Source organism: Variovorax xiamenensis, from assembly GCF_050916385.1.
Classification (GTDB): domain Bacteria; phylum Pseudomonadota; class Gammaproteobacteria; order Burkholderiales; family Burkholderiaceae_C; genus Variovorax.
The window spans coordinates 883016-908305 of record NZ_CP139038.1 but is presented as its reverse complement, the minus strand read 5'-3'; the positions used below and the strand labels follow the sequence as shown (position 1 = coordinate 908305).

General features: G+C 65.0%; 25 protein-coding genes and 4 tRNA genes. 6 read left to right on the top strand and 23 right to left on the bottom strand.

All coding sequences use genetic code 11. The features are described 5' to 3' along the window. Positions 1-19 precede the first annotated feature (19 nt). The 21 genes from rpoC to trpE all read right to left on the bottom strand — a co-directional run bounded on the left by rpoC (position 20) and on the right by trpE (position 20883). Positions 20-4255, bottom strand: a complete 4236-nt coding sequence (gene rpoC / locus SFB74_RS03965) for a DNA-directed RNA polymerase subunit beta' (protein WP_432729388.1) — start codon at positions 4253-4255, stop codon at positions 20-22. A 21-nt stretch (positions 4256-4276) separates the two neighbouring features. Then, positions 4277-8401 carry a DNA-directed RNA polymerase subunit beta gene (gene rpoB, locus SFB74_RS03960; protein WP_125952982.1) on the bottom strand — a complete coding sequence of 1375 codons (4125 nt, stop codon included), beginning with the start codon at positions 8399-8401 and terminating at the stop codon, positions 4277-4279. Positions 8402-8695: 294 nt separating this feature from the next. Beyond that, entirely contained in the window at positions 8696-9073 is a 378-nt protein-coding gene (gene rplL / locus SFB74_RS03955) for a 50S ribosomal protein L7/L12 (protein ID WP_432729387.1), read from the bottom strand. A 45-nt stretch (positions 9074-9118) separates the two neighbouring features. Further along, positions 9119-9652, bottom strand: a complete 534-nt coding sequence (gene rplJ / locus SFB74_RS03950) for a 50S ribosomal protein L10 (protein WP_432729385.1) — start codon at positions 9650-9652, stop codon at positions 9119-9121. Between the two features lie 252 nt (positions 9653-9904). Continuing rightward, on the bottom strand, positions 9905-10603 hold the full coding sequence (gene rplA / locus SFB74_RS03945; protein WP_432729383.1) for a 50S ribosomal protein L1: 699 nt from the start codon (positions 10601-10603) through the stop codon (positions 9905-9907). Further along, on the bottom strand, positions 10604-11035 hold the full coding sequence (rplK, locus tag SFB74_RS03940; RefSeq protein ID WP_093206996.1) for a 50S ribosomal protein L11: 432 nt from the start codon (positions 11033-11035) through the stop codon (positions 10604-10606). Positions 11036-11172: 137 nt separating this feature from the next. Beyond that, complete coding sequence (gene nusG, locus SFB74_RS03935; protein ID WP_093206992.1) at positions 11173-11784, bottom strand: transcription termination/antitermination protein NusG; 612 nt, start codon at positions 11782-11784, stop codon at positions 11173-11175. Next, positions 11785-12168 (bottom strand): preprotein translocase subunit SecE, encoded by a 384-nt coding sequence (secE, locus tag SFB74_RS03930; RefSeq protein WP_019658339.1) that lies wholly within the window; start codon positions 12166-12168, stop codon positions 11785-11787. It lies immediately after the preceding gene. A gap of 102 nt (positions 12169-12270) precedes the next feature. Next, positions 12271-12346 (bottom strand) — tRNA-Trp (locus SFB74_RS03925). Positions 12347-12367: 21 nt separating this feature from the next. Beyond that, on the bottom strand, positions 12368-13561 hold the full coding sequence (gene tuf / locus SFB74_RS03920) for an elongation factor Tu (protein ID WP_093210122.1): 1194 nt from the start codon (positions 13559-13561) through the stop codon (positions 12368-12370). Positions 13562-13634: 73 nt separating this feature from the next. Further along, positions 13635-13709, bottom strand: a tRNA-Thr gene (locus SFB74_RS03915). Between the two features lie 43 nt (positions 13710-13752). Continuing rightward, positions 13753-13826: transfer RNA gene (locus SFB74_RS03910), tRNA-Gly, on the bottom strand. A gap of 64 nt (positions 13827-13890) precedes the next feature. Next, positions 13891-13976, bottom strand: a tRNA-Tyr gene (locus SFB74_RS03905). A 109-nt stretch (positions 13977-14085) separates the two neighbouring features. Then, positions 14086-14793 (bottom strand): uracil-DNA glycosylase, encoded by a 708-nt coding sequence (locus SFB74_RS03900; protein WP_432729382.1) that lies wholly within the window; start codon positions 14791-14793, stop codon positions 14086-14088. Further along, on the bottom strand, positions 14790-15590 hold the full coding sequence (gene trpC / locus SFB74_RS03895; protein ID WP_432729381.1) for an indole-3-glycerol phosphate synthase TrpC: 801 nt from the start codon (positions 15588-15590) through the stop codon (positions 14790-14792). Before trpC ends, SFB74_RS03900 begins: the two co-directional genes overlap by 4 nt. Before the next feature lie 29 nt (positions 15591-15619). Further along, complete coding sequence (gene trpD, locus SFB74_RS03890; protein ID WP_432729379.1) at positions 15620-16642, bottom strand: anthranilate phosphoribosyltransferase; 1023 nt, start codon at positions 16640-16642, stop codon at positions 15620-15622. A 21-nt stretch (positions 16643-16663) separates the two neighbouring features. Then, positions 16664-17329 (bottom strand): LysE family translocator, encoded by a 666-nt coding sequence (locus SFB74_RS03885; RefSeq protein WP_432729378.1) that lies wholly within the window; start codon positions 17327-17329, stop codon positions 16664-16666. Positions 17330-17345: 16 nt separating this feature from the next. Further along, on the bottom strand, positions 17346-18404 hold the full coding sequence (gene ltaE, locus SFB74_RS03880) for a low-specificity L-threonine aldolase (RefSeq protein ID WP_432729377.1): 1059 nt from the start codon (positions 18402-18404) through the stop codon (positions 17346-17348). Positions 18405-18410: 6 nt separating this feature from the next. Beyond that, positions 18411-18995: an aminodeoxychorismate/anthranilate synthase component II gene (locus tag SFB74_RS03875; protein WP_093208994.1), complete on the bottom strand. Its 585-nt coding sequence runs from the start codon at positions 18993-18995 to the stop codon at positions 18411-18413. Further along, positions 18992-19384: a GxxExxY protein gene (locus tag SFB74_RS03870; RefSeq protein WP_432729376.1), complete on the bottom strand. Its 393-nt coding sequence runs from the start codon at positions 19382-19384 to the stop codon at positions 18992-18994. Before SFB74_RS03870 ends, SFB74_RS03875 begins: the two co-directional genes overlap by 4 nt. After that, positions 19381-20883: an anthranilate synthase component I gene (trpE, locus tag SFB74_RS03865; protein ID WP_432729375.1), complete on the bottom strand. Its 1503-nt coding sequence runs from the start codon at positions 20881-20883 to the stop codon at positions 19381-19383. The genes SFB74_RS03870 and trpE overlap by 4 nt, the downstream gene beginning before the upstream one ends. Before the next feature lie 373 nt (positions 20884-21256). Between trpE and SFB74_RS03860 the strand changes: the two genes are divergently transcribed. Beyond that, entirely contained in the window at positions 21257-21835 is a 579-nt protein-coding gene (locus tag SFB74_RS03860) for a chalcone isomerase family protein (protein ID WP_432731873.1), read from the top strand. A gap of 9 nt (positions 21836-21844) precedes the next feature. Here SFB74_RS03860 and SFB74_RS03855 read toward each other — a convergent pair whose 3' ends face one another. Then, the gene (locus SFB74_RS03855) at positions 21845-22546 is read right to left on the bottom strand and encodes a phosphoglycolate phosphatase (protein WP_432729374.1); all 702 of its coding nucleotides are present in this window, start codon (positions 22544-22546) and stop codon (positions 21845-21847) included. A 215-nt stretch (positions 22547-22761) separates the two neighbouring features. Here SFB74_RS03855 and SFB74_RS03850 point away from each other — a divergent pair, with 215 nt between their 5' ends. Together SFB74_RS03850 and SFB74_RS03845 are read left to right on the top strand one after the other, a co-directional pair. Next, positions 22762-23307 (top strand): Rrf2 family transcriptional regulator, encoded by a 546-nt coding sequence (locus tag SFB74_RS03850; RefSeq protein WP_432729373.1) that lies wholly within the window; start codon positions 22762-22764, stop codon positions 23305-23307. Positions 23308-23344: 37 nt separating this feature from the next. Continuing rightward, complete coding sequence (locus SFB74_RS03845; protein ID WP_432729370.1) at positions 23345-23692, top strand: hypothetical protein; 348 nt, start codon at positions 23345-23347, stop codon at positions 23690-23692. On the opposite strand, the gene SFB74_RS03840 is transcribed toward SFB74_RS03845, so the two are convergent. After that, positions 23689-23856, bottom strand: coding sequence for a hypothetical protein (locus SFB74_RS03840; protein WP_432729369.1), 168 nt, complete (start codon positions 23854-23856; stop codon positions 23689-23691). The genes SFB74_RS03845 and SFB74_RS03840 overlap by 4 nt on opposite strands. Here SFB74_RS03840 and SFB74_RS03835 point away from each other — a divergent pair. The 3 genes from SFB74_RS03835 to SFB74_RS03825 all read left to right on the top strand — a co-directional run bounded on the left by SFB74_RS03835 (position 23855) and on the right by SFB74_RS03825 (position 25276). Beyond that, complete coding sequence (locus SFB74_RS03835) at positions 23855-24010, top strand: hypothetical protein (RefSeq protein WP_432729368.1); 156 nt, start codon at positions 23855-23857, stop codon at positions 24008-24010. The genes SFB74_RS03840 and SFB74_RS03835 overlap by 2 nt on opposite strands. An 8-nt stretch (positions 24011-24018) precedes the next feature. After that, the gene (locus tag SFB74_RS03830; protein WP_432729366.1) at positions 24019-24456 is read left to right on the top strand and encodes a hypothetical protein; all 438 of its coding nucleotides are present in this window, start codon (positions 24019-24021) and stop codon (positions 24454-24456) included. 100 nt (positions 24457-24556) lie between these two features. Further along, a complete protein-coding gene (locus tag SFB74_RS03825) occupies positions 24557-25276 on the top strand; it encodes a GDSL-type esterase/lipase family protein (protein WP_432729365.1) in 720 nt (239 codons plus the stop codon). Positions 25277-25290: the final 14 nt, after the last annotated feature.

Here is a 25290-nt window from a genome sequence, read left to right as displayed (position 1 = left end):
GGCCGGTGATGCTAACCAGTTATTCGGTCGCAGCGCCTTCGCTGGCTTCCGTCGTGCTGGCAGCCGCATCGGCTTCACCGGAACCGGCCAGTTCGGCTGCTTCCGATTCGGCGATGGCGCGGCGCTCGGCCTCGTCCATGGCGTCCTTCACCTTGCGTGCCTGGTGGTACGCCATGCCGGTGCCCGCGGGGATCAGGCGGCCGACGATGACGTTTTCCTTCAGGCCGCGCAGTTCGTCGCGCTTGCCCATGATCGCGGCTTCGGTCAGCACGCGCGTCGTTTCCTGGAACGAAGCAGCCGAGATGAACGAGTCGGTCGACAGCGATGCCTTCGTGATACCCAGCAGCAGGTTGGTGAACGTCGCGGGAATCTTGCCTTCGGCGCGCAGGGCGTCGTTAGTGTTGAGCATTTCGCTGCGTTCGACCTGTTCGCCGGAGATGTAGCTCGTGTCGCCGGGGTTGTCGACCACGACGCGGCGCAGCATCTGGCGAACGATCACCTCGATGTGCTTGTCGTTGATCTTCACGCCCTGCAGGCGGTACACGTCCTGCACTTCGTCCACGATGTAGCGCGCCAGTTCTTCCGAACCCAGCAGGCGCAGGATGTCCTGCGGGTCCGCCGGGCCGTCGACCACGGATTCGCCCTTGTTCACCACCTGGCCTTCGTGCACCAGGATGTTCTTTTCCTTCGGCACGAGGTCTTCCCAGACCGTGCCTTCCGGATCGGTGATCTGCAGGCGGATCTTGCCCTTCGTTTCCTTGCCGAACGACACGGTACCGGTCATTTCGGCCAGCATGCCCTTGTCCTTCGGCGAGCGGGCTTCGAACAGCTCGGCAACGCGCGGCAGACCGCCGGTAATGTCGCGGGTCTTCTGGCCTTCGACCGGAATACGCGCCAGCACTTCGCCGGGGCCCACGTCCTGGCCGTCACGCACCTGCACCAGGGCGCCGATCGGGAAGCCGATCGTCACCGAGTGGTCGGTGCCCGGGATCTTCACTTCGGCGCCGGAGGCGTCGATGAGCTTCACTTGCGGACGAACGACCTTGGCGGCGCCGCGGCGCTTCGGGTCGATCACGACCAGGGTCGACAGACCGGTCACTTCGTCCACCTGCTTGGCGACCGTGAGGCCTTCCTCGACGTTTTCGAACTGCGTCTTGCCGGCGAATTCCGTGATGATCGGGCGGGTCAGCGGGTCCCAGTTGGCCAGCACGTGGCCAGCCTTGATCTGCTGGTCGGCCTTGACCGTCAGGGTAGCGCCGTACGGCACCTTGTGGCGCTCGCGCTCGCGGCCGTGCTCGTCATGAATGACGATCTCACCCGAACGCGAAATCACGACCAACTCGCCCTTGCTGTTGGTCACGTAGCGCATCGTGGCGTTGAAGCCGATCGAGCCGTTCGACTTGGCTTCCACGCTCGAGGCGATGGCGGCGCGCGAAGCGGCACCACCGATGTGGAAGGTACGCATCGTCAGCTGCGTGCCCGGTTCGCCGATGGACTGGGCGGCGATCACACCGACGGCTTCGCCGATGTTGATCAGGCCGCCGCGGCCCAGGTCGCGGCCGTAGCAGGTCGCGCAGATGCCGAAGCGGGTTTCGCAGGTCAGCGCGGTGCGGACCTTGACCTCGTCGACGCCTTGCGCTTCCAGCGCTTCGATGGTGTCCTCGTCGAACATCTCGCCGGCCTTCAGCAGCACGGCGCGGTTCTCGGGGTGCAGCACGTCGTCGGCTGCGGTGCGGCCGAGGATACGGTCGCGCAGCGATTCGATGACTTCACCGCCTTCGACGATGGCGCGCATCAGGTAGCCGCCGTGCGTGCCGCAGTCCTGTTCGGTCACGACCAGGTCTTGCGTCACGTCGACCAGACGACGGGTCAGGTAGCCCGAGTTCGCCGTCTTCAGCGCCGTGTCGGCCAGACCCTTACGGGCACCGTGGGTGGAGATGAAGTACTCCAGCACGTTCAGGCCTTCGCGGAAGTTCGCGGTAATGGGCGTCTCGATGATCGAGCCGTCAGGCTTGGCCATCAAGCCGCGCATGCCGGCCACCTGGCGGATCTGGGCCGCGGAACCGCGGGCGCCCGAGTCGGCCATCATGTAGATCGAGTTGAAGGACTCCTGCTCGACTTCCTTGCCGTTGCGGTCGATGACCTTCTGCTTCGACAGCTTGGCCATCATCACCTTCGACACTTCGTCGCCGGCCTTGCCCCAGATGTCCACCACCTTGTTGTAGCGTTCGCCGGAGGTCACGAGACCCGAGACGTACTGCTGCTCGATCTCCTTCACTTCCTTGGCCGAGCGCTCGATGATGCCGTGCTTCTCCGAAGGCACCAGCATGTCGTCGATGGCGATCGAGATGCCGGCCTTGGTCGCCAGGCGGAAGCCGTTCTGCAGCAGCTTGTCTGCGAAGACGACGGTTTCCTTCAGGCCGCACTTGCGGAACGAGACGTTGATGAGCTTGGAGATTTCCTTCTTCTTCAGCGCCTTGTTGATGTTCGAGAACGGCAGGCCCTTCGGCAGGATCTCGGACAGCAGCGCACGGCCCACGGTGGTGTCCACGAGCGAGGTCGACGGCGTGAATTCGCCGGTTTCCTTGTTCTTGGTGTACTCCGTGATGCGCACTGCCACCTTGGCGGTGAGTTCGACTTCGTTGGCGTCGAGCGCGCGCTGGACTTCACCGATGTCGGAGAAGACCAGGCCCTCGCCCTTGCCGTTGATGCGGTCGCGGGTCGTGTAGTACAGACCCAGCACCACGTCCTGCGAAGGAACGATCGACGGTTCGCCCGAAGCCGGGAACAGCACGTTGTTGGAGGCCAGCATCAGCGTGCGAGCTTCCATCTGCGCTTCCACCGACAGCGGCACGTGGACGGCCATCTGGTCGCCGTCGAAGTCGGCGTTGAAAGCCGCGCAGACGAGCGGGTGCAGCTGGATCGCCTTGCCTTCGATCAGGATCGGCTCGAAGGCCTGGATGCCCAGGCGGTGCAGCGTAGGAGCGCGGTTCAGCATGACCGGGTGCTCCTTGATGACCTCTTCCAGGATGTCCCAGACCACCGGCGTGCCCGATTCGACTTCCTTCTTGGCAGCCTTGATCGTGGTCGCGATGCCCATGGCTTCGAGGCGCGAGAAGATGAAGGGCTTGAACAGTTCGAGCGCCATCAGCTTCGGCAGGCCGCACTGATGCAGCTTGAGCGTCGGGCCCACCACGATGACCGAACGGCCCGAGTAGTCGACGCGCTTGCCCAGCAGGTTCTGGCGGAAGCGACCGCTCTTGCCCTTGATCATGTCGGCCAGCGACTTCAGCGCGCGCTTGTTGGCGCCCGTCATGGCCTTGCCGCGGCGGCCGTTGTCCAGCAGCGAGTCGACTGCCTCCTGCAGCATCCGCTTCTCGTTGCGCGCGATGATTTCCGGAGCCTTCAGCTCCAGCAGGCGGCGCAGGCGCGAGTTGCGGTTGATGACGCGGCGGTACAGGTCGTTCAGGTCGGAGGTCGCGAAGCGGCCGCCGTCCAGCGGCACCAGCGGACGCAGGTCCGGCGGCAGCACGGGCAGCACGTCGAGCACCATCCACTCGGGCTTGATGCCCGACTTGCGGAAGGCTTCCAGCACCTTCAGGCGCTTGGAGTTCTTCTTGACCTTGACTTCGGAGCCGGTCAGGTCGCCGCGCAGGCGTTCGATCTCGCTGTCGAGCTCGATGCCTTCCAGCAGGTCCTTGATGCCTTCGGCGCCCATCTTGGCGACAAACTCGTCACCGTATTCCTTGCGCTTCGCGTCGTAGTCGTCCTCGGACATGATGCCGAACTTCTTCAGCGGGGTCATGCCGGGGTCGGTGATCACGTAGGCTTCGAAGTACAGCACGCGCTCGATGTCGCGCAGCGTCATGTCGAGCACGAGGCCCAGGCGCGACGGCAGCGACTTCAGAAACCAGATGTGGGCGCAGGGCGCGGCCAGGTCGATGTGACCCATGCGCTCGCGACGCACCTTGGTCTGCGTGACTTCGACGCCGCACTTCTCGCAGATCACGCCGCGGTGCTTCAGGCGCTTGTACTTGCCGCACAGGCACTCGTAGTCCTTGATGGGGCCGAAGATCTTCGCGCAGAAGAGACCGTCGCGCTCGGGCTTGAACGTGCGGTAGTTGATCGTCTCGGGCTTCTTCACCTCGCCGAAGGACCACGAACGGATCTTCTCGGGCGAAGCCATGCCGATCTTGATGGCATCGAAATGCTCATCAGGCGTGAATTGCTTGAACAGGTCGAGTAGCGATTTCATAAGACTCTTTCCCTTTTCAAATTAGGAACGCTCGAGCTCGATGTCGAGACCCAGCGAACGGATTTCCTTGACCAGCACGTTGAACGATTCCGGCATGCCGGCTTCGATCGAGTGCTCGCCCTTGACGATGCTTTCGTACACCTTGGTACGGCCTTGCACGTCGTCGGACTTCACGGTCAGCATTTCCTGCAGGACGTAGGAAGCGCCGTAGGCTTCGAGCGCCCACACTTCCATTTCCCCGAAACGCTGGCCGCCGAACTGCGCCTTGCCGCCCAGGGGCTGCTGCGTGACCAGCGAGTACGGGCCGGTCGAGCGGGCGTGCATCTTGTCGTCCACCAGGTGATGCAGCTTCAGGAAGTGCATGTAGCCGACGGTGACGGGACGCTCGAACTGGTCGCCGGTGCGGCCGTCGAACAGGTAGGCCTGCGTGCGGCTGTCGGTCAGGCCCTTGGCCTTGGCGATGTCGTCCGGATAGGCCAGCTTCAGCATGCCGCGGATTTCCTCTTCCGAGGCACCGTCGAACACAGGCGTCGCGAAGGTCGCGCCGTTCTGCAGGTTCGCAGCCATCTCGAGCAGTTCGGTGTCGCTCAGCGAAGCGATGTTCTCCTGGCGGCCCGAGCCGTTGTACAGCTGCTCCATGAACTTGCGCAGCTCGGCCACCTTGGCCTCCTGCTGCAGCAGGTCGCCGATGCGCTGGCCCACGCCCTTGCCGGCCCAGCCCAGATGCACTTCGAGAACCTGGCCCACGTTCATCCGCGAGGGCACGCCCAGCGGGTTCAGGCAGATGTCGCACGGCGTGCCGTCGGCCATGTGGGGCATGTCTTCGACCGGAACGATCTTCGACACAACACCCTTGTTGCCGTGGCGGCCGGCCATCTTGTCGCCGGGTTGCAGGCGGCGCTTGACGGCCAGGTACACCTTGACCATCTTGAGCACGCCAGCAGGCAGCTCGTCGCCCTGCGTGAGCTTCTTGCGCTTTTCTTCGAACGCGAGGTCGAAGCTGTGGCGCGTCTGCTCCAGCGAGTTCTTGATCGACTCGAGCTGCGTTGCCACTTCGTCTTCCGCCGGGCGGATGTCGAACCAGTGGAACTTCTCGACCGACGACAGGTAGGCCTTGTCGAGCTTGGTGCCCTTGGCCAGCTTGTTCGGGCCGCCGTTGGCGACCTTGCCGGTCAGCAGCTTCTCGATACGGTCGAACGCGTCGGCTTCGACGATGCGCAGCTGGTCGTTCAGATCGAGGCGGAAGCGCTTGAGCTCGTCGTCGATGATCTGCTGGGCGCGCTTGTCGCGCTGGATGCCTTCGCGGGTGAACACCTGCACGTCGATCACGGTGCCTTGCGAGCCCTGGTCCACGCGCAGCGAGGTGTCCTTCACGTCGGAAGCCTTCTCGCCGAAGATGGCGCGAAGCAGCTTCTCTTCAGGCGTCAGCGTGGTCTCGCCCTTCGGCGTGACCTTGCCCACCAGCGTGTCGCCCGGCTGCACTTCGGCGCCGACATAGATGATGCCGGACTCGTCGAGGCGGTTGAGCTGCTGCTCGGCCAGGTTCGGGATGTCGCGCGTGATTTCTTCGGCGCCCAGCTTCGTGTCGCGAGCCATCACCACCAGTTCCTCGATGTGGATCGAGGTGTAGCGGTCTTCGGCGACGACGCGTTCCGAGATCAGGATCGAGTCTTCGAAGTTGTAGCCGTTCCAGGGCATGAACGCGATCAGCATGTTCTGGCCGAGAGCCAGTTCGCCGAGGTCGGTCGATGCGCCGTCGGCCACCACGTCGCCCTTGGCGATCTTGTCGCCGCGCTTGACGATGGGACGCTGGTGGATGTTGGTGTTCTGGTTCGAACGCTGATACTTGATCAGGTTGTAGATGTCCACACCGACTTCACCGGCAGCCGCTTCGGCGTCGTTCACGCGCACCACGACACGGGTCGCGTCGACATAGTCGACGATACCGCCACGGGTGGCCGTGACCACGGTGCCGGAGTCGACCGCGGAAACGCGCTCGATGCCGGTACCGACCATCGGCTTTTCGGGGCGCAGCACGGGCACGGCCTGACGCTGCATGTTGGCGCCCATCAGCGCGCGGTTCGCGTCGTCGTGCTCGAGGAACGGCACGAGCGATGCGGCCACCGACACGATCTGCGCGGGCGACACGTCCATGTACTGGATGCGTTCGGCACCGACCAGGATCGATTCGCCGGCTTCACGCGCCGAGACCAGGTCGCCGGTCAGCACGCCGTCCTTGTCCAGGGCCGCGTTGGCCTGGGCGATGACGTACTTGCCTTCCTCGATGGCCGACAGGTAGTCGATCTCGTTGGTGACCTTGCTGTCGACCACGCGACGGTACGGCGTCTCGATGAAGCCGTATTCGTTCAGGCGGGCGTACAGGGCCAGCGAGTTGATCAGACCGATGTTCGGGCCTTCAGGCGTTTCGATCGGGCACACGCGGCCGTAGTGGGTCACGTGCACGTCGCGCACTTCGAAGCCTGCACGTTCGCGCGTCAGACCGCCCGGGCCAAGGGCCGACACGCGGCGCTTGTGGGTGATTTCGGACAGCGGGTTCGTCTGGTCCATGAACTGCGACAGCTGCGAGGCGCCGAAGAATTCCTTCAGGGCGGCCGAGATCGGCTTGCTGTTGATCAGGTCGTGCGGCATCAGCGGCTCTTGCTCCGCCTGGCCCAGACGCTCCTTCACGGCCTTCTCGATACGAGCCAGGCCGGTGCGGTACTGGTTCTCGGCCAGTTCGCCGACGCAACGCACGCGACGGTTGCCCAGGTGGTCGATGTCGTCGACTTCGCCGTTGCCGTTGCGCAGGTCAACGAGGATCTTGACCACGGCCAGGATGTCTTCGTTGGTCAGCACCATCGGGCCGGTCGATTCGTCGCGGCCGACCTTGGCGTTGAACTTCATGCGGCCGACGCGCGACAGGTCGTACGTGTCCGGGTTGTAGAACAGGCGCTGGAACAGGGCCTGCACGGCGTCTTCCGTCGGCGGCTCGCCGGGGCGCATCATGCGGTAGATGGCCACGCGGGCGGCGAACTCGTCCACGGTCTCGTCGATGCGCAGGGTCTGCGAGATGTACGCGCCCTGGTCGAGTTCGTTCGTGTAGATGACCTGCACGTCCTGCACGCCGGCCGTGCGCAGCTTCTTCAGCAGCGCTTCGGTCAGCTCGTCGTTGGCCTTGGCCAGGATTTCGCCGGAGTCGGCGTCGACGATGTTGCGGGCGATCACGCGGCCGATCAGGAAGTCTTCCGGCACGCTGATGTGCGTGGTGCCGCCCTGCTCGAGCTCACGCGTGTGGCGCGCGGTGACGCGCTTGTCCTTGGCGACCACGACCTTGCCCGACTTGTCGGTGATGTCGAAGCGCGCGACTTCGCCGCGCAGGCGCTCGGAGACGAACTCCATCTGCGCGCCGCTGTCCATCAGGCGGAAGTTGTCGTTCACGAAGAAGTTCGCGAGGATCGATTCCGGGTTCAGGCCGATGGCCTTCAGCAGGATCGTGACCGGCATCTTGCGGCGACGGTCGACGCGGAAGTACAGCATGTCCTTCGGGTCGAACTCGAAGTCGAGCCACGAACCGCGGTAGGGGATCACGCGGGCCGAGAACAGCAGCTTGCCCGAGCTGTGCGTCTTGCCCTTGTCGTGCTCGAAGAACACGCCAGGCGAGCGGTGCAGCTGCGACACGATCACGCGCTCGGTACCGTTGATGATGAACGAACCCTTGTCCGTCATGAGCGGCACTTCGCCCATGTAGACCTCTTGTTCCTTCACTTCCTTGACCACCTTCGACTGCGAGGTCGACGACTCGCGGTCATAGATGATGAGCTGCACCTTGGCGCGCACGGCCGACGCGAAGGTCAGGCCGCGGGTCTGGCATTCGCGCACGTCGAACGCCGGCTTCGCCAGGTTGTACTCGAGGAACTTCATCTCGACGAAACCGTTGTGCGAGACGATCGGGAAGGCGGCGTCGAACGCGGCCTGCAGGCCTTCGACGGTGCGTTGTTTCGGGGGGATGCCGGCTTGCAGGAACGCGGTGTATGCGTCCTTCTGCATCTGCAGCAGGTAGGGGATTTCGACGACGCTGTCGCGATTGCCGAAACTTTTTCGGATGCGCTTGCGTTCGGTGTAACTGTACGCGGACGATTGGGCCATGAGAGCTCCGGTGCTTGAGATCTTCAGCGACTTGTCAGCAATGCCGAGGCACCACTGCTTGGCGGCTGGCCACTACCAGCCGTTGGCGGACAGCGATGCGTTGCACATCGCCCGAACCAAGGGGTCTTCTGCAGTCGGGGTCAGAAGACACTCAAAAAACATCTCGCTCTGGCTTTTCCGGGGCCCTTCGGGTCTCCGGGAAAGCCGGCAACGAGCCGGCTTTTGAGTGCGCTCTGAAAGCGGCAAAGGCTGGAGGGCCTTTTCAGGCACCTCCAGCCCTCTAGCGGGTCTGAATTACTTCAGTTCCACCTTGGCGCCGGCGTCTTCCAGCTTCTTCTTGGCGGCGTCAGCGTCAGCCTTCGACAGGCCTTCCTTGACAGCCTTGGGAGCGGCTTCCACCAGGTCCTTGGCTTCCTTGAGGCCCAGGCCGGTAATTTCGCGCACTGCCTTGATCGCCGAAACCTTGTTCGCGCCGGCGTCAACCAGCACGACGTTGAATTCGGTCTTCTCTTCGACGGCAGCAGCGGCGCCACCGCCACCACCAGCAGCCGGAGCGGCCATTGCAGCGGCGCTCACGCCGAACTTCTCTTCGATGGCTTTCACCAGGTCGTTGAGTTCCAGGACCGTCATGCTGTCGAGCGCGGTCAGAAATGCGTCTTTATCGAATGCCATTTTTGTTTCCTAACAATTGGGTTGAATGTTTCAAACGCAAGCAGCTCAGGCTGCCTGTGCTTCTGCCGGTGCCTCGGCGGGCGCAGCTTCGCCACCACCGCGCTTCTCGGCCAGCGCCGCGAGCACGCGGGCGGTACGAGAGATCGGGGATTGCATCAAGCCCAGCAGCTGCGACAACAGAACTTCCTTCGAAGGAATGTTGGCCAGTTGCTTCACGCCGTCGACATCCAGGGCCTTGCCACCGAAGGCGCCGCCGCGAATGACCAGCTTGTCGTTGGTCTTCGCGAAATCGGCCACCACCTTGGCGGCGGCCACAGCGTCTTCGGAGAAGCCGTAGATCAGCGGGCCGGTCATCTGGTCGCCGACGATCTCAAACGGGCTGCCAGCGACAGCACGGCGGGCCAGGGTGTTCTTCAGAACACTCAGGGTCACACCCTTGCTGCGCGCTTCGTTGCGCAGTTTGGTCATATCGGCCACCGTGATGCCACGGTATTCCGCCATCACGAGCGTTTGAGCTTTTGCGGCGAGGCTGGTCACATCACTGATGACCGCTTCTTTCTCACTGCGATTCAGACTCAAGGTCTACTCCTTTTAATGCGATCTTCGGCCGGAGCCTGGGATCGCGCTTCATGCAGCGACCAACTGTCAGGAACAAAAATCGAAACTCTGATTCCTTGCAGCGGGATCGCCATCTGCGCTGGATACCGAACAGGGAGGTCCGGCGTTTAAGTGCAGCACCCTGCACACCAGCGGTCTTGGATGGCCCGCGGCAACCGAAGCCGCCGCGACCCACCACATCCGCCCCACCCTTGCGAGGTGGAGCAAATCTCTTTAGCTCGCCGAGATGGTTTGCGTGTCCACGCGGACACCCAGACCCATGGTCGACGAAACAGCCACCTTGCGCAGGTACACGCCCTTGCTGGTCGCCGGCTTGGCCTTGACCAGAGCGTCGATCAGCGCGGCGAGGTTGCCTTGCAGCTTGTCGTTGTCGAACGAGCGGCGGCCGATCGTGCCGTGCACGATGCCGGCCTTGTCGACGCGGAACTGAACCTGACCAGCCTTGGCGTTCTTCACGGCCGTGGCGACGTCCGGGGTCACGGTACCGACCTTCGGGTTCGGCATCAGGCCGCGTGGGCCGAGGATCTGACCGAGCGTACCGACGACGCGCATGGCGTCAGGGGCAGCGATCACGACGTCGAAAGGCATGTCGCCAGCCTTGACCATGGCAGCCAGGTCGTCCATGCCGACGATGTCGGCGCCGGCGGCCTTGGCTTCTTCAGCCTTGGCGCCCTGGGCGAACACGGCGACGCGCTTGGTCTTACCGGTGCCGTTGGGCAGCACGACGGCGCCACGCACGACCTGGTCCGACTTCTTCGCATCGATACCGAGCTGAACAGCCACGTCGATCGACTCGTCGAACTTGGCGGTAGCGGCTTCCTTGACGATGTTGATCGCGTCACCCAGCGGGTACAGCTTGGTGCTGTCGACCTTGCCTTCGAGCGACTTCTGCTTCTTGGTGATCTTGGCCATTTACACGCCCTCCACATTCACGCCCATCGAACGGGCCGTACCAGCGATGGTGCGAACCGCGGCGTCCATGTCGGCGGCGGTCAGGTCCTTCATCTTGGTCTTTGCGATTTCTTCGAGCTGGGCGCGCGTGATCTTGCCGACCTTGTCGGTGTGAGGACGTGCGGAACCCTTTTCGAGCTTGATGGCCTTCTTGATCAGGACGCCAGCCGGGGGCGACTTGATGATGAAGGTGAAGCTCTTGTCGGCGAAAGCGGTGATGACCACCGGCAGTGCCAGACCCGGCTCGTAGCTCTGCGTCTGCGCGTTGAACGCCTTGCAGAATTCCATGATGTTCAGACCGCGCTGACCGAGTGCGGGACCGATCGGCGGGGACGGGTTGGCCTTACCAGCTGGCACTTGCAGCTTGATGAAGCCGACGATTTTCTTCGCCATGCTTTTTGCTCCTTGCGGGTGATATCGCCTTGGCTTGCGGCCGAGGCTCCCCGGGGTTAAACGACTCTTCGATCAAAGCCGCGCGCCGAGTCGGACAACGCGCAGCCGGGAATGGCTCGGACCTCGCGGTCCGGGGCTCAGGTCTTTTCGACCTGGCTGAATTCGAGTTCCACAGGCGTCGCGCGGCCGAAGATCATGACCGACACGCTGACCTTGCTCTTCTCGTAGTTGACTTCCTCGACGGTGCCGTTGAAGTCGGTGAACGGGCCTTCCTTGACGCGCACGAATTCGCCGACGGTGAATTCGATCTTGTGGCGCGGCTTCTCGGTGCCCTGCTGCATCTGGCTGACGATGTCCTCGACCTCTTTCTGCGAGATCGGGGCCGGACGGTTCTTGGCGCCGCCCACAAAGCCCGTCACCTTGTTGGTGTGCTTCACCAGGTGCCAGCTTTCGTCGTCCATGATCATTTCGACCAGCACATAGCCGGGGAAGAAACGACGCTCGGTGGTGCGCTTCTGGCCGTTCTTGATCTCAACCACCTCTTCGGTCGGAACCAGGATGCGGCCGAACTTGTCCTGCATGCCGGCGCGGTTGATGCGCTCGGTGATGTTGCGCTCGACGGCCTTTTCCATGCCCGAATAGGCATGCACCACGTACCAACGCAGATCAGGGTTGGCGGCAGGAGCCAGCACGGAGGTGTTTTCTTCCTCCGGCGCGCTCGGCGTGGTTTCAACTGCGTCGTCGATCATTTATTTTCTCCAGCCCAGAATGAGGTCGAAAAACACCCATTCGAGCGTCTTGTCGGTGAGCCAGAGGAAGACGGACATGATCGCCACGAAGGCGAACACATAAGCCGTCATCTGCATCGCTTCCTTGCGGGTCGGCCAGACGACCTTCCTGACCTCGCGCCACGAATCACGACCGAACGCCCACAACTGGCGACCATTCTCCGAACTGCCGAAGGCAGCCACCGCCGCAGCCAGGCCGACCAGCAGCGCAGCCCATTGCACCAGCGAGCCCTGACGCGCCAGCAGATAGAACGCCACGATGGCGCCCACTGCCAACACCACCGCCGCGGCCAGTTTGGCCTTGTCGGCGCCGGTGCTCACGGTTTCGATTTGAGAAGTGGCCATATTCGGCTGATTTCCTGTGACCCGAAGGCCTTCAATTCAATGCGTCTCTTGAGACGCCGAAGCCCGTCGGGACGCGACGGGCTTTTCGGAGTGCCACCTAAGTGGCAGGGGCAGTAGGAATCGAACCTACAACCTTCGGTTTTGGAGACCGACGCTCTGCCAATTGAGCTATACCCCTCCGGTACTCTTCGCGTTCGGCTTACAGGTCGAGGATCTTCGCCACGACGCCCGAGCCCACGGTACGGCCGCCTTCGCGGATAGCGAAGCGCAGGCCTTCTTCCATGGCGATCGGAGCGATCAGCTTCACGGTGATGCTGACGTTGTCGCCGGGCATGACCATTTCCTTGTCCTTGGGCAGCTCGATCGCGCCGGTCACGTCCGTCGTGCGGAAGTAGAACTGCGGACGGTAGTTGTTGAAGAACGGCGTGTGACGGCCGCCTTCGTCCTTCGACAGGACGTACACCTCGGCGGTGAAGTGCGTGTGCGGCTTGATCGAGCCGGGCTTGCACAGCACCTGGCCGCGCTCGACTTCTTCGCGCTTCGTGCCGCGCAGCAGCACGCCCACGTTGTCGCCGGCTTGACCCTGATCCAGCAGCTTGCGGAACATTTCCACGCCGGTGCAGGTGGTCTTGACCGTCGGGCGGATGCCCACGATTTCGATTTCTTCACCGACCTTGATCACGCCGCGCTCGACGGCGCCGGTCACCACGGTGCCGCGACCCGAGATCGAGAACACGTCTTCCACGGGCATCAGGAACGTGCCGTCCACGGCGCGCTCGGGCGTCGGGATGTACGTGTCCAGGGCTTCGGCCAGCTTCATGATCGAGCCTTCGCCGAGTTCACCCTTGTCGCCTTCCAGGGCCAGCTTGGCCGAGCCGTGGATGATGGGGGTGTCGTCGCCAGGGAATTCGTACTTGTCGAGGAGTTCGCGAACTTCCATTTCGACCAGCTCGAGCAGTTCCTTGTCGTCGACCATGTCGCACTTGTTCAGGAACACGATGATGTAGCCCACACCCACCTGGCGAGCCAGCAGGATGTGCTCACGGGTCTGGGGCATCGGGCCGTCGGCGGCCGAGCACACCAGGATGGCGCCGTCCATCTGGGCGGCGCCGGTGATCATGTTCTTCACGTAGTCGGCGTGACCAGGGCAGTCGACGTGTGCGTAGTGGCGGTTGGCCGTTTCGTACTCGACGTGCGCGGTGTTGATCGTGATGCCGCGGGCCTTTTCTTCAGGCGCAGCATCGATCTGGTCGTAGGCCTTGGCTTCGCCGCCGAACTTCGACGACAGCACCGTTGCGATCGCAGCCGTCAGCGTGGTCTTGCCGTGGTCGACGTGACCGATCGTGCCCACGTTCACGTGCGGCTTGGTGCGGGTGAATTTACCTTTTGCCATTTTTCGACTCCGAAAAAAACGTTTCCAACGTATGCAGATGGGTCGCAATGCTGCCGTTGCAACCCCCAAAAACTGGTGCCCTTTGCGGGAATCGGACCCGCGACCTCTCCCTTACCAAGGGAGTGCTCTACCACTGAGCCAAAAGGGCTTTTTATCTAACCAAATTCGCTTCCGGCGCCGAACCGGGTCTCTGGAGCGGGAGACGGGAATCGAACCCGCGTCATCAGCTTGGAAGGCTGGGGTTCTACCATTGAACTACTCCCGCATCGGGGGCACCCAAGGCACCCAAAGCGCGAAATCCAATCGCTCCTAGAAACCAAATTCATCGCTGGTGGAGAGGGCTGGATTCGAACCAGCGTACTCGTAAGAGGGCAGATTTACAGTCTGCTGCCATTAACCACTCGGCCACCTCTCCGGCGAACCTCGAAATATAGCACGGTTTTGTGACTACTCAGAAACCCAAGCATCAACAAAGATGCCGGGAAACCGCTCGAGGCGTTAGCCCACGATTATCGCCTAAGTTTTCACCCCGCCGACCGCTGCGCCTCCCGCCAAGCGCGTGCTTCGCCGAAATGTCCGCAGCCGATAAACGGCACCGGCGGCCGCTGGGCCGAAAGAGGCGATGGATGATTCGACATCAGCACCTTATGGCGCTTAACGTCGATCAACGCCCGCTTACTCTGGGCGTGCGAGCCCCACAGCATAAAAACAACAGGTTTGGCGCCGTTTGAAACATGACGGATGACGGCATCTGTCAGCACCTCCCAGCCACGCCCGGAATGGCTGGCTGGCTGCGCTTCTTCGACCGTCAGGCAGGTGTTGAGCAGCAGCACGCCATGCGTGGCCCACTTCACCAGACTTCCGCCCGGATTCGGAAACGGCGGCGGCGCCGTCCCCAGATCGCGCTGCAGTTCCTTGAAGATGTTGCGCAGCGACGGCGGCAGCGCCACGCCGGGTGCCACGGAAAACGCCAGCCCCTCGGCCTGGCCACGCCCGTGATATGGGTCCTGCCCCAGGATCACCACGCGCACGTCGTCCGGCGGCGTGAGTTCCAGTGCCCTCAACGGCTGCGGCGGAAAGATCACGGCACCCGCGTCGAGCCGCTCGCGCAGGAAGCCCTGCAGCTTCTGCCCCACGGCGCTGCCGAAGAACTCGTCGACCAGCGGCTGCCAGCCTTCCGCCACCGGCCAGTCGGCAGGATCGCTGCTCGACAGTTGATCGGGCCGGCTCATCTGAACAGCGCCGCGAGGGCCTCGCCGGGCTCCTTGGCGCGCATGAAGGCCTCGCCGACCAGGAATGCGTTGACGCCGGCCGCGCGCAGCGTGGCGACGTCCTCTCGCGTACCGATGCCCGACTCGGTCACCGGCAGGCGATCGGCAGGCAGCTTCGGCAGCAGGTCGATGGTCGCCTGGATCGACACCTCGAAGTTGCGCAGGTTGCGGTTGTTGACCCCGATCAGCGCCGTCTTCAGCTTGAGCGCACGATCGAGTTCGGCCGCATCGTGCACCTCCACCAGAACAGCCATGCCCAGCCCGCGCGCGATGGCTTCGTAGTCCGTCATCTGCGCGTCGTCCAGACAGGCGGCGATCAGCAGGATCGCATCGGCGCCCATCGCACGCGACTCGTACACCTGGTACGCATCGACGATGAAGTCCTTGCGCAAGACCGGCAGGTCGCACGATGCACGCGCCTGCTTGAGGTAGTCCACGCCACCCTGGAAGAACTGCTTGTCGGTCAGCACCGAAAGGCAGGCCGCGCTGATCTCGCCATCGCCCTCCGCGTAGCTCTGCGCGATGTCGGCCGGAATGAAGTCCGCGCGCAGCACGCCCTTGCTCGGGCTAGCCTTCTTGACTTCGGCGATCACCGCGGCGTGGCCTGCCGCGATCTTGGCGCGCAGGGCGCCTTCGAAGTCGCGCGTCAGCACGCGGCTTTCCGCGTCGAATCGCACGGCTTCGAGCGGCGCACGCTTCAGTGCCGCAGCCACTTCCTGGTGCTTGACGGCAACGATCTTGTCGAGGATGTCGGACATGGCTTCTGGGGTTCCTGTTCTCTTGAAGCTCAGACGGTCGCGGAGGCCTTGACCAGCTCAGCCAGCTTGGCCTTCGCCGCGCCGGAAGCGATGGCGGCGCGCGAGCGCTCCACGCCCGCCTGCACCGAATCGACCACGTTCGCCGCATATAGCGCCGCCCCGGAGTTCAGCAGCACGATGTCGAGCGCGGGGCCTGCCTGATTGTCGAGCACGCCCAGAAGCATCGCCTTCGACTGCTCGGGCGTCTCCACGCGCAGCGCGCGGTTGCTCGACATCTGGAAGCCGAAGTCCTCGGGGTGCAGTTCGTATTCGCGGATCTCGCCGTCCTTCAGCTCGCCCACCATGGTGGCGGCACCGAGCGAGATCTCGTCCATGCCGTCGCGCCCGTAGACCACCACGGCATGCTCGGCGCCCAGCCGCTGCAACGCGCGCACCTGGATGCCCACGAGGTCTGGGTGGAACACGCCCATCAGGATGTTCGGCGCGCCGGCCGGGTTGGTCAGCGGCCCGAGGATGTTGAAGATGGTCTTGATGCCGAGCTCCTTGCGCACCGGCGCGACGTTCTTCATCGCCGGATGATGGTTCGGCGCGAACATGAAGCCGATGCCGCACTCCTCGATGGAGCGCGCGATCTGCTCGGGCTTGAGGTTGATGTTCACGCCCAGCGACTCCAGCACGTCGGCGCTGCCCGACTTGCTCGACACGCTGCGCCCGCCATGCTTGCTCACCTTGGCGCCCGCGGCAGCAGCCACGAACATCGAACAGGTCGAGATATTGAAGGTATGCGAGCCGTCGCCGCCGGTGCCCACGATGTCAACGAGGTTCGTCGCGTCCTTCACCGGCACCTTGGTCGACACCTCGCGCATCACCTGCGCGGCGGCGGTGATCTCGCCGATGGTTTCCTTCTTCACGCGCAGGCCGGTGATCAGCGCGGCCATCATCACGGGCGAGCACTCGCCGCTCATGATGAGGCGCACGATGTGCAGCATCTCGTCGTGGAAGACCTCGCGGTGCTCGATGGTGCGCTGCAGCGCTTCCTGGGGGGTGATCATGGAAAGTCTCCTCGGAATGAATCAGCGGCCGACGCGAACGGCGGCGGGCGCGTCGGTGAATGCGAGCTTGAGGCCGAAGCCGATGAACAGCACGCCGGCGGCGCGGTCGAGCCAGTGCATGCCCTTCTGCACAGCACTGCGCCGCGCCATCCAGCCCGCCGCCAGGGCCCAGCCCACGTTGACGGGAATGGCGTTGACGTTGAACAGCACGCCCAGCAGCACGAAGGCCAGCGCCGTGTTGCCGGTACCCGGCGCGATGAACTGCGGCACGAAGGCCAGGAAGAACAACGCCACCTTCGGGTTGAGCACGTTGGTCCAGAAGCCGCCCAGGAAGATCGCCTTCAGGCTGCGCTCCCCGCCCACCGCGGCGGCGGCCGCATCGAGGTCGGTGGGCGGCGCCGCTTTCGACATCAGCATGCGCACGCCCAGGTACAGCAGGTAGGCCGCGCCGATGTACTTGAGCACCGTGAAGGCTGTCGCCGACGTCGCCATCAGCGTGCCCACGCCGACGGCAGCGGCAAAGATGTGGACGAAGCAGCCGGCCGTGATGCCCAGCCCGGCCACGATGCCGGCGCGCACGCCGGAGCGCAGCGAGTTCGTCACGACGTAGAGCACGTCGGGTCCCGGTGTCAGGTTCAGCAGCCAGCCGGCGGCGATGAATGCGAGCAGATGAGGAAGATCGGGCATCGCGTTCTCGCCGTTTTCAGGATTTGAAGAAAGCGCGGATGGCAGCGACGGCACGGTCTACGCCGGCTGCATCGACATCGAGATGCGTCACGAAGCGCAGACGATAGAGCCCCGTCGCGAGGATGCCCTGCGCATTGAGGCTCGCCAGCAGCTCCGAGGAGCGCGCCTGCGCGGCGCCGGTGAGATCGACGAACACGATGTTCGTGTGCGGCGCCTCGACCGTCAGCCCCTCGATGCCTTCGAGCCCCTGCGCCAGGCGCTGCGCCAGCGCGTGGTCGTCGGCCAGGCGGTCGACGTGGTGGTCGAGCGCGTGGGAGGCTGCCGCGGCCAGCAGGCCGGCCTGCCGCATGCCGCCGCCCGCCATCTTGCGGATGCGGTGCGCGCGAGCGATGAATTCGCGCGAGCCGACCAGCGCCGAGCCGATCGGTGCGCCCAGCCCCTTGCTGAAGCACACCGACACGCTGTCGAAGCACTGCGCGATGCGGCGGGCTTCCGCTCGGATGTCGCTGCGCTTGTTCAGCGCTGCCTGCGCCGTCGCGGCATTGAAGAGCCGCGCGCCGTCGAGGTGTCGCTGCAGCCCCTTGCTCTTCGCAAGCTCGGTCGCGGCCTGCACGTACTCGAAGGGCAGCAGCTTGCCGCCCAGCGTGTTCTCCAGCGCCAGCAGCCGCGTGCGCGCGAAGTGCGCGTCGTCGGGCTTGATGGCCGCCTCGATCTGCGCCAGCGGCAACGTGCCGTCGCTCGCATGGTCGAGGGGTTGCGGCTGCACGCTGCCGAACACCGCCGCGCCGCCGCCTTCCCAGCGGTAGCAGTGCGCCTGCTGGCCGACGATGTACTCGTCGCCGCGCCCGCAATGCGACAGGATCGCGCACAGGTTGCTCTGCGTGCCGGTGGGCACGAACAGCGCCGCCTCGAAGCCCAGCATGGCCGCGATCTTTTCCTGCAGCGCGTTCACGCTCGGATCGGTGCCGAAGACGTCGTCGCCCAGGGGCGCCGCCATCATGGCCTCGCGCATCGCGGGCGTGGGTTGCGTGACGGTGTCGCTGCGCAGGTCGACGAGGGGTGTACGGTCTGTCATGGTCGGCTAGTCCAGAAAGTTTTTCAGCATGGCGTGGCCGTGCTCGGTGAGGATCGATTCGGGGTGAAACTGCACGCCTTCGATGCGCACGTCGTGCGCGAATCCGGTGTGCCGCACACCCATGATCTCGCCGTCGTCGGTCCAGGCGGTGACAGCCAGGGCCTTCGGGCAGCTCTCGCGCTCGATGGAAAGCGAGTGGTAGCGGTTGACGACGAACCTCTGGGGCAGGCCCGCGAACACGCCTTCCTGCGTGGTCGTGATCTCGCTGGTCTTGCCGTGCATGAGCTGCTGCGCGCGCACGATCTTGCCGCCGAACGCAGCGCCGATGGCCTGGTGGCCGAGGCACACGCCCAGGATCGGCAGCTTGCCCGCAAAGGCCTCGATGGCAGCCACCGAGACACCCGCCTCAGCCGGCGAGCACGGCCCCGGCGACACCACCAGCCGCGTCACGCCCGAGGCGATCAGCTCGCCGATCTGCTCCACGGTGATCTCGTCGTTGCGATGCACCTGCACGTCCGCACCCAGCTCGCCGAAGTACTGGACGATGTTGTAGGTGAACGAATCGTAGTTGTCGATCATCAGCAGTTTCATGGCTTGCTCACAATCCGGTGCACGCCCTTGACGACGGGGAACACGTTGAAGTTGATCAGGAGGCCCAGCTTGAGGCCCGAGAGACGCAGCGCGGCAAGCACCTGCGCGCGATGGAGGTCGGTCAGCACGTCGACCGCCCTGAGTTCGACGATGACCGACTGCTCGATCACGAAGCCCGCGCGATACACCTCGCCGAGCGAACGGCCCTTGTAGCTGGCCGACAGCGCCACGTCGCGCGCGAAGCCGATCTCGCGCTCGGCGAGTTCGATGGCCAGCGCCGCTGCGTAGGCCGCTTCGTCGAGCCCCGTGCCAAGCACGCGCTGCACCTCGACGGCAGCACCGATGATCTCGTGCGAGAAGTCGCTCTGGGTATCGGGCGCGGCGCTCATTCCAGCCCCTCCTCGACCAGCTCGGCCGCGCGCAGCAGCGCACGCGCCTTGGCCTCGGTTTCCTTCCACTCCAGTTCGGGCACCGAGTCGGCCACCACGCCGGCAGCGGCCTGCACGTGCAGCATCTGGTCCTTCACGATGCCGGTGCGGATCGCGATGGCCACGTCCATGTCGCCCGCGTAGCTGATGTAGCCGCATGCGCCGCCGTACAGGCCGCGCTTGGTGGGCTCGAGCTCGTCGATGAGCTCCATCGCATGCACCTTCGGCGCGCCGGTCAGCGTGCCGGCCGGGAAGGTGGCCTTGAGCACGTCGATGGCGGTCATGCCGTCCTTCAGCGTGCCCTCGACGTTGCTCACGATGTGCATCACGTGGCTGTAGCGCTCCACCGCGAAGGCCTCGGTCACCTTCACGGTGCCGGTCTTGGCGATGCGGCCGATGTCGTTGCGCGCGAGGTCGATCAGCATCACGTGCTCGGCGCGCTCCTTCGGATCGTTGATGAGTTCGACTTCGGCGGCCTTGTCGAGCTCCAGCGACGCGCCGCGCGGGCGCGTGCCGGCCAGCGGACGGATGGTGATCTTCTGCTCGCCCTCGCCCGTGTTCTCCTGGCGCACCAGGATCTCGGGCGAAGCACCCACCACGTGGAAGTCGCCGAGGTTGTAGTAGTACATGTAGGGCGACGGGTTCAGCGAACGCAGCGCGCGATACAGCGACAGCGGCGACTCCGTGTAGCGCTTGCTGATGCGCTGGCCCACCTGCACCTGCATGAAGTCGCCGGCGGCGATCATTTCCTTGGCGCGCTCCACCGCCGCAAGGTAGTCGGCCTTGGCGAAGCTGCGCTCGGGCGGATGCGGCTGCGTCGGCTTAACGACTGGCGCGCTCACCGAGTACTTGAGCTTTTCCTTCAGTTCGCGCAGGCGGCGCTTGCCCGTTGCGTAGGCCTCGGGCTGCTTCGGATCGGCATAGACGATGAGGTACAGCTTGCCCGAGAGGTTGTCGATGACGGCCAGTTCCTCGCACTGCAGCAGCAGGATGTCGGGGCAGCCCAGAGCGTCGGGCGGGCAGCTCTTCTCGAGCTTGCGCTCGATGTGGCGCACGGTGTCGTAGCCGAAGTAGCCGGCAAGGCCGCCGCAGAAGCGCGGCAGGCCCGGCCGCAGCGCCACCTTGAACCGCTTCTGGTACTCGGCCACGAAGTCCAGCGGATTGCCCTTGACGGTCTCGACCACCAGCCCGTCGGTCACCACCTCGGTGACGGCTTCGGCGCCGAAGCCGCTGGCACGAAGCAGCGTGCGCGCCGGCAGTCCGATGAAGCTGTAGCGCCCGAAGCGCTCGCCGCCCACCACCGATTCGAGCAGGAAGCTGTGCTTGCCGCCGCCTTGCGAATGGGCCAGCTTGAGGTAAAGGGAAAGGGGGGTCTCGAGGTCTGCAAAGGCCTCAGCCATCAGCGGAATGCGGTTGTAGCCCTGGGCGCTGAGGCTCTTGAATTCAAGTTCGGTGATCACGGATTCGTTCTCCAGTTGCCTGCGGCGCTCCTTCGGCCGGCGGCAAGGTCATTCACGGGTGGCCCGGTGTCGGCGTGCATGCCGGTCCGGAACCGCGGGCGCACGGCGTGCGCCGCGCAATCAAACAGTCAGCGAAGTATGGCGACGCCAGGGCCAGGCTCCCCGGCTGCCTTCACCTGTTTGAATGATGTGATGAACGAACATATGAGTCGCGGAGTTTAGCCCACGAAAACGCCCGCAGGCGCAACCGGCCGCTCCGGCGGTGGCTTTCAGGGTTCCCCCGAAGCCGAAGGAGTAGAACAAAAAGATACATTCGAACGACCGTTCGCAAAATTCCAAGGAGACAGCGTTGACCGCCCTTCCGTTCACGACCATGTTCTCTCGTCTCGCCCTGGCTGCCTGCCTCGCAACCGCCAGCCTCGGCGCCTCGGCCGCGCAGGTCGACGTGGGCGGCGTCAAGCTCGAAGACCAGATGGACCTGCGCGGCACGCCCCTCGTGCTCAATGGCGCGGGCATCCGCTACAAGGCCATCTTCAAGGTCTACACGGCCGGCCTGTACGTCGGCAAGAAGGTGTCGACGCCCGAGGAGGCCCTGGCCGCGCCCGGCCCCAAGCGCGTGGCCATCACCATGCTGCGCGACATCGACGCGAACGAGCTCGGCAAGCTCTTCACCAAGGGCGTGGAAGACAACTCGCCCAAGAGCGAGATGGTCAACCTCATCCCGGGCCTGCTGCGCATGGGCCAGATGTTCGCCGACCAGAAGCAGTTGAAGACCGGCGACACCTTCACCATCGACTGGCTGCCCGGCACCGGCACGCTGATCACCGTGCGCGGCGTGCCCCAGCCCGATCCGATCAAGGAGCAGGCCTTCTTCAATGCGCTGCTGCGCATCTGGCTCGGCCCGAACCCGGCCGACTGGAAGCTGAAGGACGCGCTGCTCGGCAAGCAGTAGCCGAAGCTGCTACCGCCGGGCGGCCGGCACCAGCTCGGCCAGCGAATCGACGAAGCCGTCGGCATCCACGCCGCGCACCGGCTCGCCGTGGTTGTAGCCGTAGGTCACCAGCACGACGGGGCAGCCCGCCGCACGCGCGGCGCGCGCATCGTTGCTCGAGTCGCCAACCATCAGCGTGCGCGCGGGCGTCGTGCCCATCGCCTCGCAGGTCTTCAGCAGCGGCAGCGGGTCGGGCTTCTTTCGCTCGAAGGCATCGCCGCCGAAAACCAGCTCGAAGAAGCCGTCCAGCCCCTTGTCGGCCAGCAACGGCTTGGCGAACGAAGTCGGCTTGTTGGTGAGGCAGGCCAGCCGCAGGCCTTGCGCACGCAGCGCCTTCAGCCCGTCGATGACGCCCGGGTACACCTCCGAATGCCGTCCGTTGACCGCCAGGTAGTGGTGCTGGTAGCGCTCCCACGCACGCTCGAACAGCGCGCGCGCCTTCGCGTCGGCATCGGGCGACGCCATCACATGCACGAGCGCGGAATGGATCAGGTGCTCCGAGCCTTTCCCCACCATCGTCTCGATGGCGGCGGGCGCCACGTGCGGCAGCGAGAGATCGTCGAGCATGCGGTTGAGCGAGGCGGCGAAGTCGCCCAGCGTGTCGACCATGGTGCCGTCGAGGTCGACGATGGCGGCATCGAAGCGGGTGCGGTCGAGGGGAATGGAGTTCAAGGCGGGCGGACGAACAGAGTTGCGGAATCGCCCGACACTTTACAGAGCACCGGAAAACCGCTCCCCGCCGTCCGATGCCGGGCGAATGCCTGCCGGCGCCGGCACTTTTGCAAACTGTTTCAAAACCCGTCGTCCTCATGCCCCGGAAACTTTTCGGGGCCTTTTGCACACCTATGCCCCATCGTTTGCAAAAACCCAACACCGAGGAACACTCCATGCGTCTCACGACGAAGGGCGGCTTCGCCTTGACGGCCATGATCGATGTCGCAATGCGCGAGCAGGACGGCCCCGTGCCACTGGCGTCTATCAGCAAGCGCCAACACATTGCCCGCTCGTCGCTCGAACTGCTGTTCAGCAAGCTGCGCCAGCACGCGCTGATCAAGGCGACACGCGGGCCGGGCGGCGGCTACACGCTGACGCGCCGGGCGTCCGAAATCACGGTGGCGGACATCCTCGCCTCGGTCGACGGCCAACCGCTGTCCGACGCGGAAGATTCGTCGAGGAAGAACGAGGGCGGCGGCAAGGGCTGCTATTCCACCGAAGCGCTCTGGGCATCCGCCAAGCACCACGTCATGGAATTCCTGGGCTCGGTCACGCTGCAGAGCCTGGTCGAAGACCAGTTGGCCAAGGGCGTGCGCGTCGAGCACGAACCGTCGCAGCCCAGGAAGAAGGAAGCCCCGCTGAGCCCCGCCGCACTGCCGCTGCGCGTGAACGCCCCCAACTCGGTGTTCGCGTGGAACGGCGTCTTCGCCAAGCGCTGAAGACACACACCTCCGACAGCTTCCCTTCCTCCCGACGATGCCCCGCTGGCTCCTGTCGCTGCTGCTCGTGCTCGCACTGGGCTGCCAGAGCTTTGCCGCGCTGGCGCAGTCGCACGAGGCGGCGATGGCACCCGTCGCCGCCGGGCTTCATCTGCCCGGCTCCCACTGCGAGGCGCCGGCGGAGCCTCTCACCACGCTCGAGGAGCGGTCGCCGGCCACCGAGCTCGCGCCTGATCTCTCCGAAATCTGCGGATTGCGCAACGCCACGCTGCATCACGCCGCGTGGCGCGACGCGCCACCGCCGCAACACACGCACACGCCCGCGTCCCGCGTGCCACGGGTTCCGCTGAAGCCGCCGCGCATGCACGACGACATCGCCGCCTAGGCGATGGCGCGGACCAGCCGGTCCGCGTCTTTTCCTTTTCCATCGACATCCTCGAAACGCGCGACACGCGGGCCGCTGTGCCTGCGTGTCGCATTCGTCGTCGTCCCGCGCGGGCATGGCCGGCGCAACCCTTTTTCGCCCTTTTTTCTCTTCTTCTTTCCCATGAACGAACTCACGTTGATCATCTTCGGCGCCTGCCTCCTGCTGCTGTACCTCGCATGGCGCGAACGCCTCGTCTCGAACCATCGCGATGCCGGCCTGCTCGCCGGCGTGGCCGCCTGCACGGGGGTGGCCGGCATCGTCTCGCTGGTGGTGTGAAGGCGCGCGTGCCCACACGGCGGCGATGCTGGATCGCCGCCGGCCTCGCCATCGCGGCGGCGACCGGCGCCTGCACCGACGGCTATCCCTCCAAGGACGCGCCTGCCGCACGCGACATGAGTGCCGAGGAGCACGTCCATGCGCTCAACGGCATGCTGCGGCACGAGGCGCGCAGCGTGGATGCGAGGCTGACGCTGGCGACGCCCTGCATCCTTCGGCTCGCGACCGCCGCGCCCGGCGAGCGCGAGGCCACGGCCTCGCTGCGGCTGGAGACACTGCACGTCGCGTTCTCCGTGGACGAGCGCTACCGGGTGAGCGTGGCCCCTGCCGCCAACGTGCCCGCCGCGCGCGACCACCGGTTCGTGGTGGACGGCTGGCACGACGCGGTCGCCTTCCGCTCGCACCTGCAGCAGCTGCAGATGGCCTGCGTGGCGTCGAAGGACTGACGCCACGCTTTTTTTGCGGCCCGTATTGCGGGTTCCTGCGTCTCGTTCGGCAACCGGATGAACGCCCCTGAATCGCCAGGGGCGCCATCCGGAGATTGCCTTGGTTTTTATTCCCGCACATCGCCGCGCGGCCTGCGTCCGCCTGTCCGACATCGCGTTCACGCTGCTCGCCATCCTCGCGATCGGCGCATTGGTCCCCGCCTGCGGGGGCAGCAGGGACAGCGTCAGCCGCAGCAGCGCCGCCGCCCGGCAGCAGCCGGCGCCAGAGGCCCAGCCCCCAGTCCGGCGCGACTGCACCGTCACCTTCGAGGGCGACTCGATCCTGCATGGTGGCTACGCCGGCAACCTGCGCTTCGACGAGCCGCCCGCCGCGATGCTCAAGCGCCTGCGCCCCGCCTACACGGTAGTCGACAGCAGCGAGCCGGGCTCCAGCGCCGCCCGGCGCGCGCCCGCGTTCTCCACGGCGCCGCTCACAACGCATTTCGTGGTGCTTCAGCACGGCATCAACGACGGGATGTCGGGCCAGCCCTACGAGCCGGCGCTGCGCCGCATGGTGGCGCACGTGCAGGCCGAGGGGCGCACGGCGGTCATCACCGGGCTCAGCCGGCAGCCGCTCGCCGCGACCGGCCGGGACGCGACCGACGACATCGCCCGCAAGGTGGCCGGCGAGACCGGCACGCTGTTCGCCGATTGGGGCGCCGTGTCCTTCAAGCCCGCCGAGATGGCCGACGTGCTGCACCCCGCCCCGGCCTACAGCGAGCGGCTGGTGGCGCGCATCGTGGCCATGCTGGACAAGGCTGCGCCCGAGTGCAGGCGCTGACATCCGATTTTTTC

Excerpts from the sequence above, each read along its gene's own strand:
- secE (WP_019658339.1), bottom strand. The coding sequence starts at position 12,168 with ATGGCCACTTCTCAAATCGAAACCGTGAGCACCGGCGCCGACAAGGCC.
- SFB74_RS03850 (WP_432729373.1), top strand. The coding sequence starts at position 22,762 with ATGCGTCTCACGACGAAGGGCGGCTTCGCCTTGACGGCCATGATCGAT.
- rpoC (WP_432729388.1), bottom strand. The coding sequence starts at position 4,255 with ATGAAATCGCTACTCGACCTGTTCAAGCAATTCACGCCTGATGAGCAT.
- tuf (WP_093210122.1), bottom strand. The coding sequence starts at position 13,561 with ATGGCAAAAGGTAAATTCACCCGCACCAAGCCGCACGTGAACGTGGGC.
- trpC (WP_432729381.1), bottom strand. The coding sequence starts at position 15,590 with ATGTCCGACATCCTCGACAAGATCGTTGCCGTCAAGCACCAGGAAGTG.
- nusG (WP_093206992.1), bottom strand. The coding sequence starts at position 11,784 with ATGATCGACGACGCAGTTGAAACCACGCCGAGCGCGCCGGAGGAAGAA.
- SFB74_RS03840 (WP_432729369.1), bottom strand. The coding sequence starts at position 23,856 with ATGGGAAAGAAGAAGAGAAAAAAGGGCGAAAAAGGGTTGCGCCGGCCA.
- SFB74_RS03900 (WP_432729382.1), bottom strand. The coding sequence starts at position 14,793 with ATGAGCCGGCCCGATCAACTGTCGAGCAGCGATCCTGCCGACTGGCCG.
- SFB74_RS03885 (WP_432729378.1), bottom strand. The coding sequence starts at position 17,329 with ATGCCCGATCTTCCTCATCTGCTCGCATTCATCGCCGCCGGCTGGCTG.
- rplK (WP_093206996.1), bottom strand. The coding sequence starts at position 11,035 with ATGGCGAAGAAAATCGTCGGCTTCATCAAGCTGCAAGTGCCAGCTGGT.
- SFB74_RS03875 (WP_093208994.1), bottom strand. The coding sequence starts at position 18,995 with ATGAAACTGCTGATGATCGACAACTACGATTCGTTCACCTACAACATC.
- rplL (WP_432729387.1), bottom strand. The coding sequence starts at position 9,073 with ATGGCATTCGATAAAGACGCATTTCTGACCGCGCTCGACAGCATGACG.
- SFB74_RS03860 (WP_432731873.1), top strand. The coding sequence starts at position 21,257 with ATGTTCTCTCGTCTCGCCCTGGCTGCCTGCCTCGCAACCGCCAGCCTC.
- rpoB (WP_125952982.1), bottom strand. The coding sequence starts at position 8,401 with ATGGCCCAATCGTCCGCGTACAGTTACACCGAACGCAAGCGCATCCGA.
- SFB74_RS03870 (WP_432729376.1), bottom strand. The coding sequence starts at position 19,384 with ATGAGCGCCGCGCCCGATACCCAGAGCGACTTCTCGCACGAGATCATC.
- SFB74_RS03845 (WP_432729370.1), top strand. The coding sequence starts at position 23,345 with ATGCCCCGCTGGCTCCTGTCGCTGCTGCTCGTGCTCGCACTGGGCTGC.
- ltaE (WP_432729377.1), bottom strand. The coding sequence starts at position 18,404 with ATGACAGACCGTACACCCCTCGTCGACCTGCGCAGCGACACCGTCACG.
- SFB74_RS03835 (WP_432729368.1), top strand. The coding sequence starts at position 23,855 with ATGAACGAACTCACGTTGATCATCTTCGGCGCCTGCCTCCTGCTGCTG.
- rplA (WP_432729383.1), bottom strand. The coding sequence starts at position 10,603 with ATGGCCAAGATCACCAAGAAGCAGAAGTCGCTCGAAGGCAAGGTCGAC.
- trpD (WP_432729379.1), bottom strand. The coding sequence starts at position 16,642 with ATGATCACCCCCCAGGAAGCGCTGCAGCGCACCATCGAGCACCGCGAG.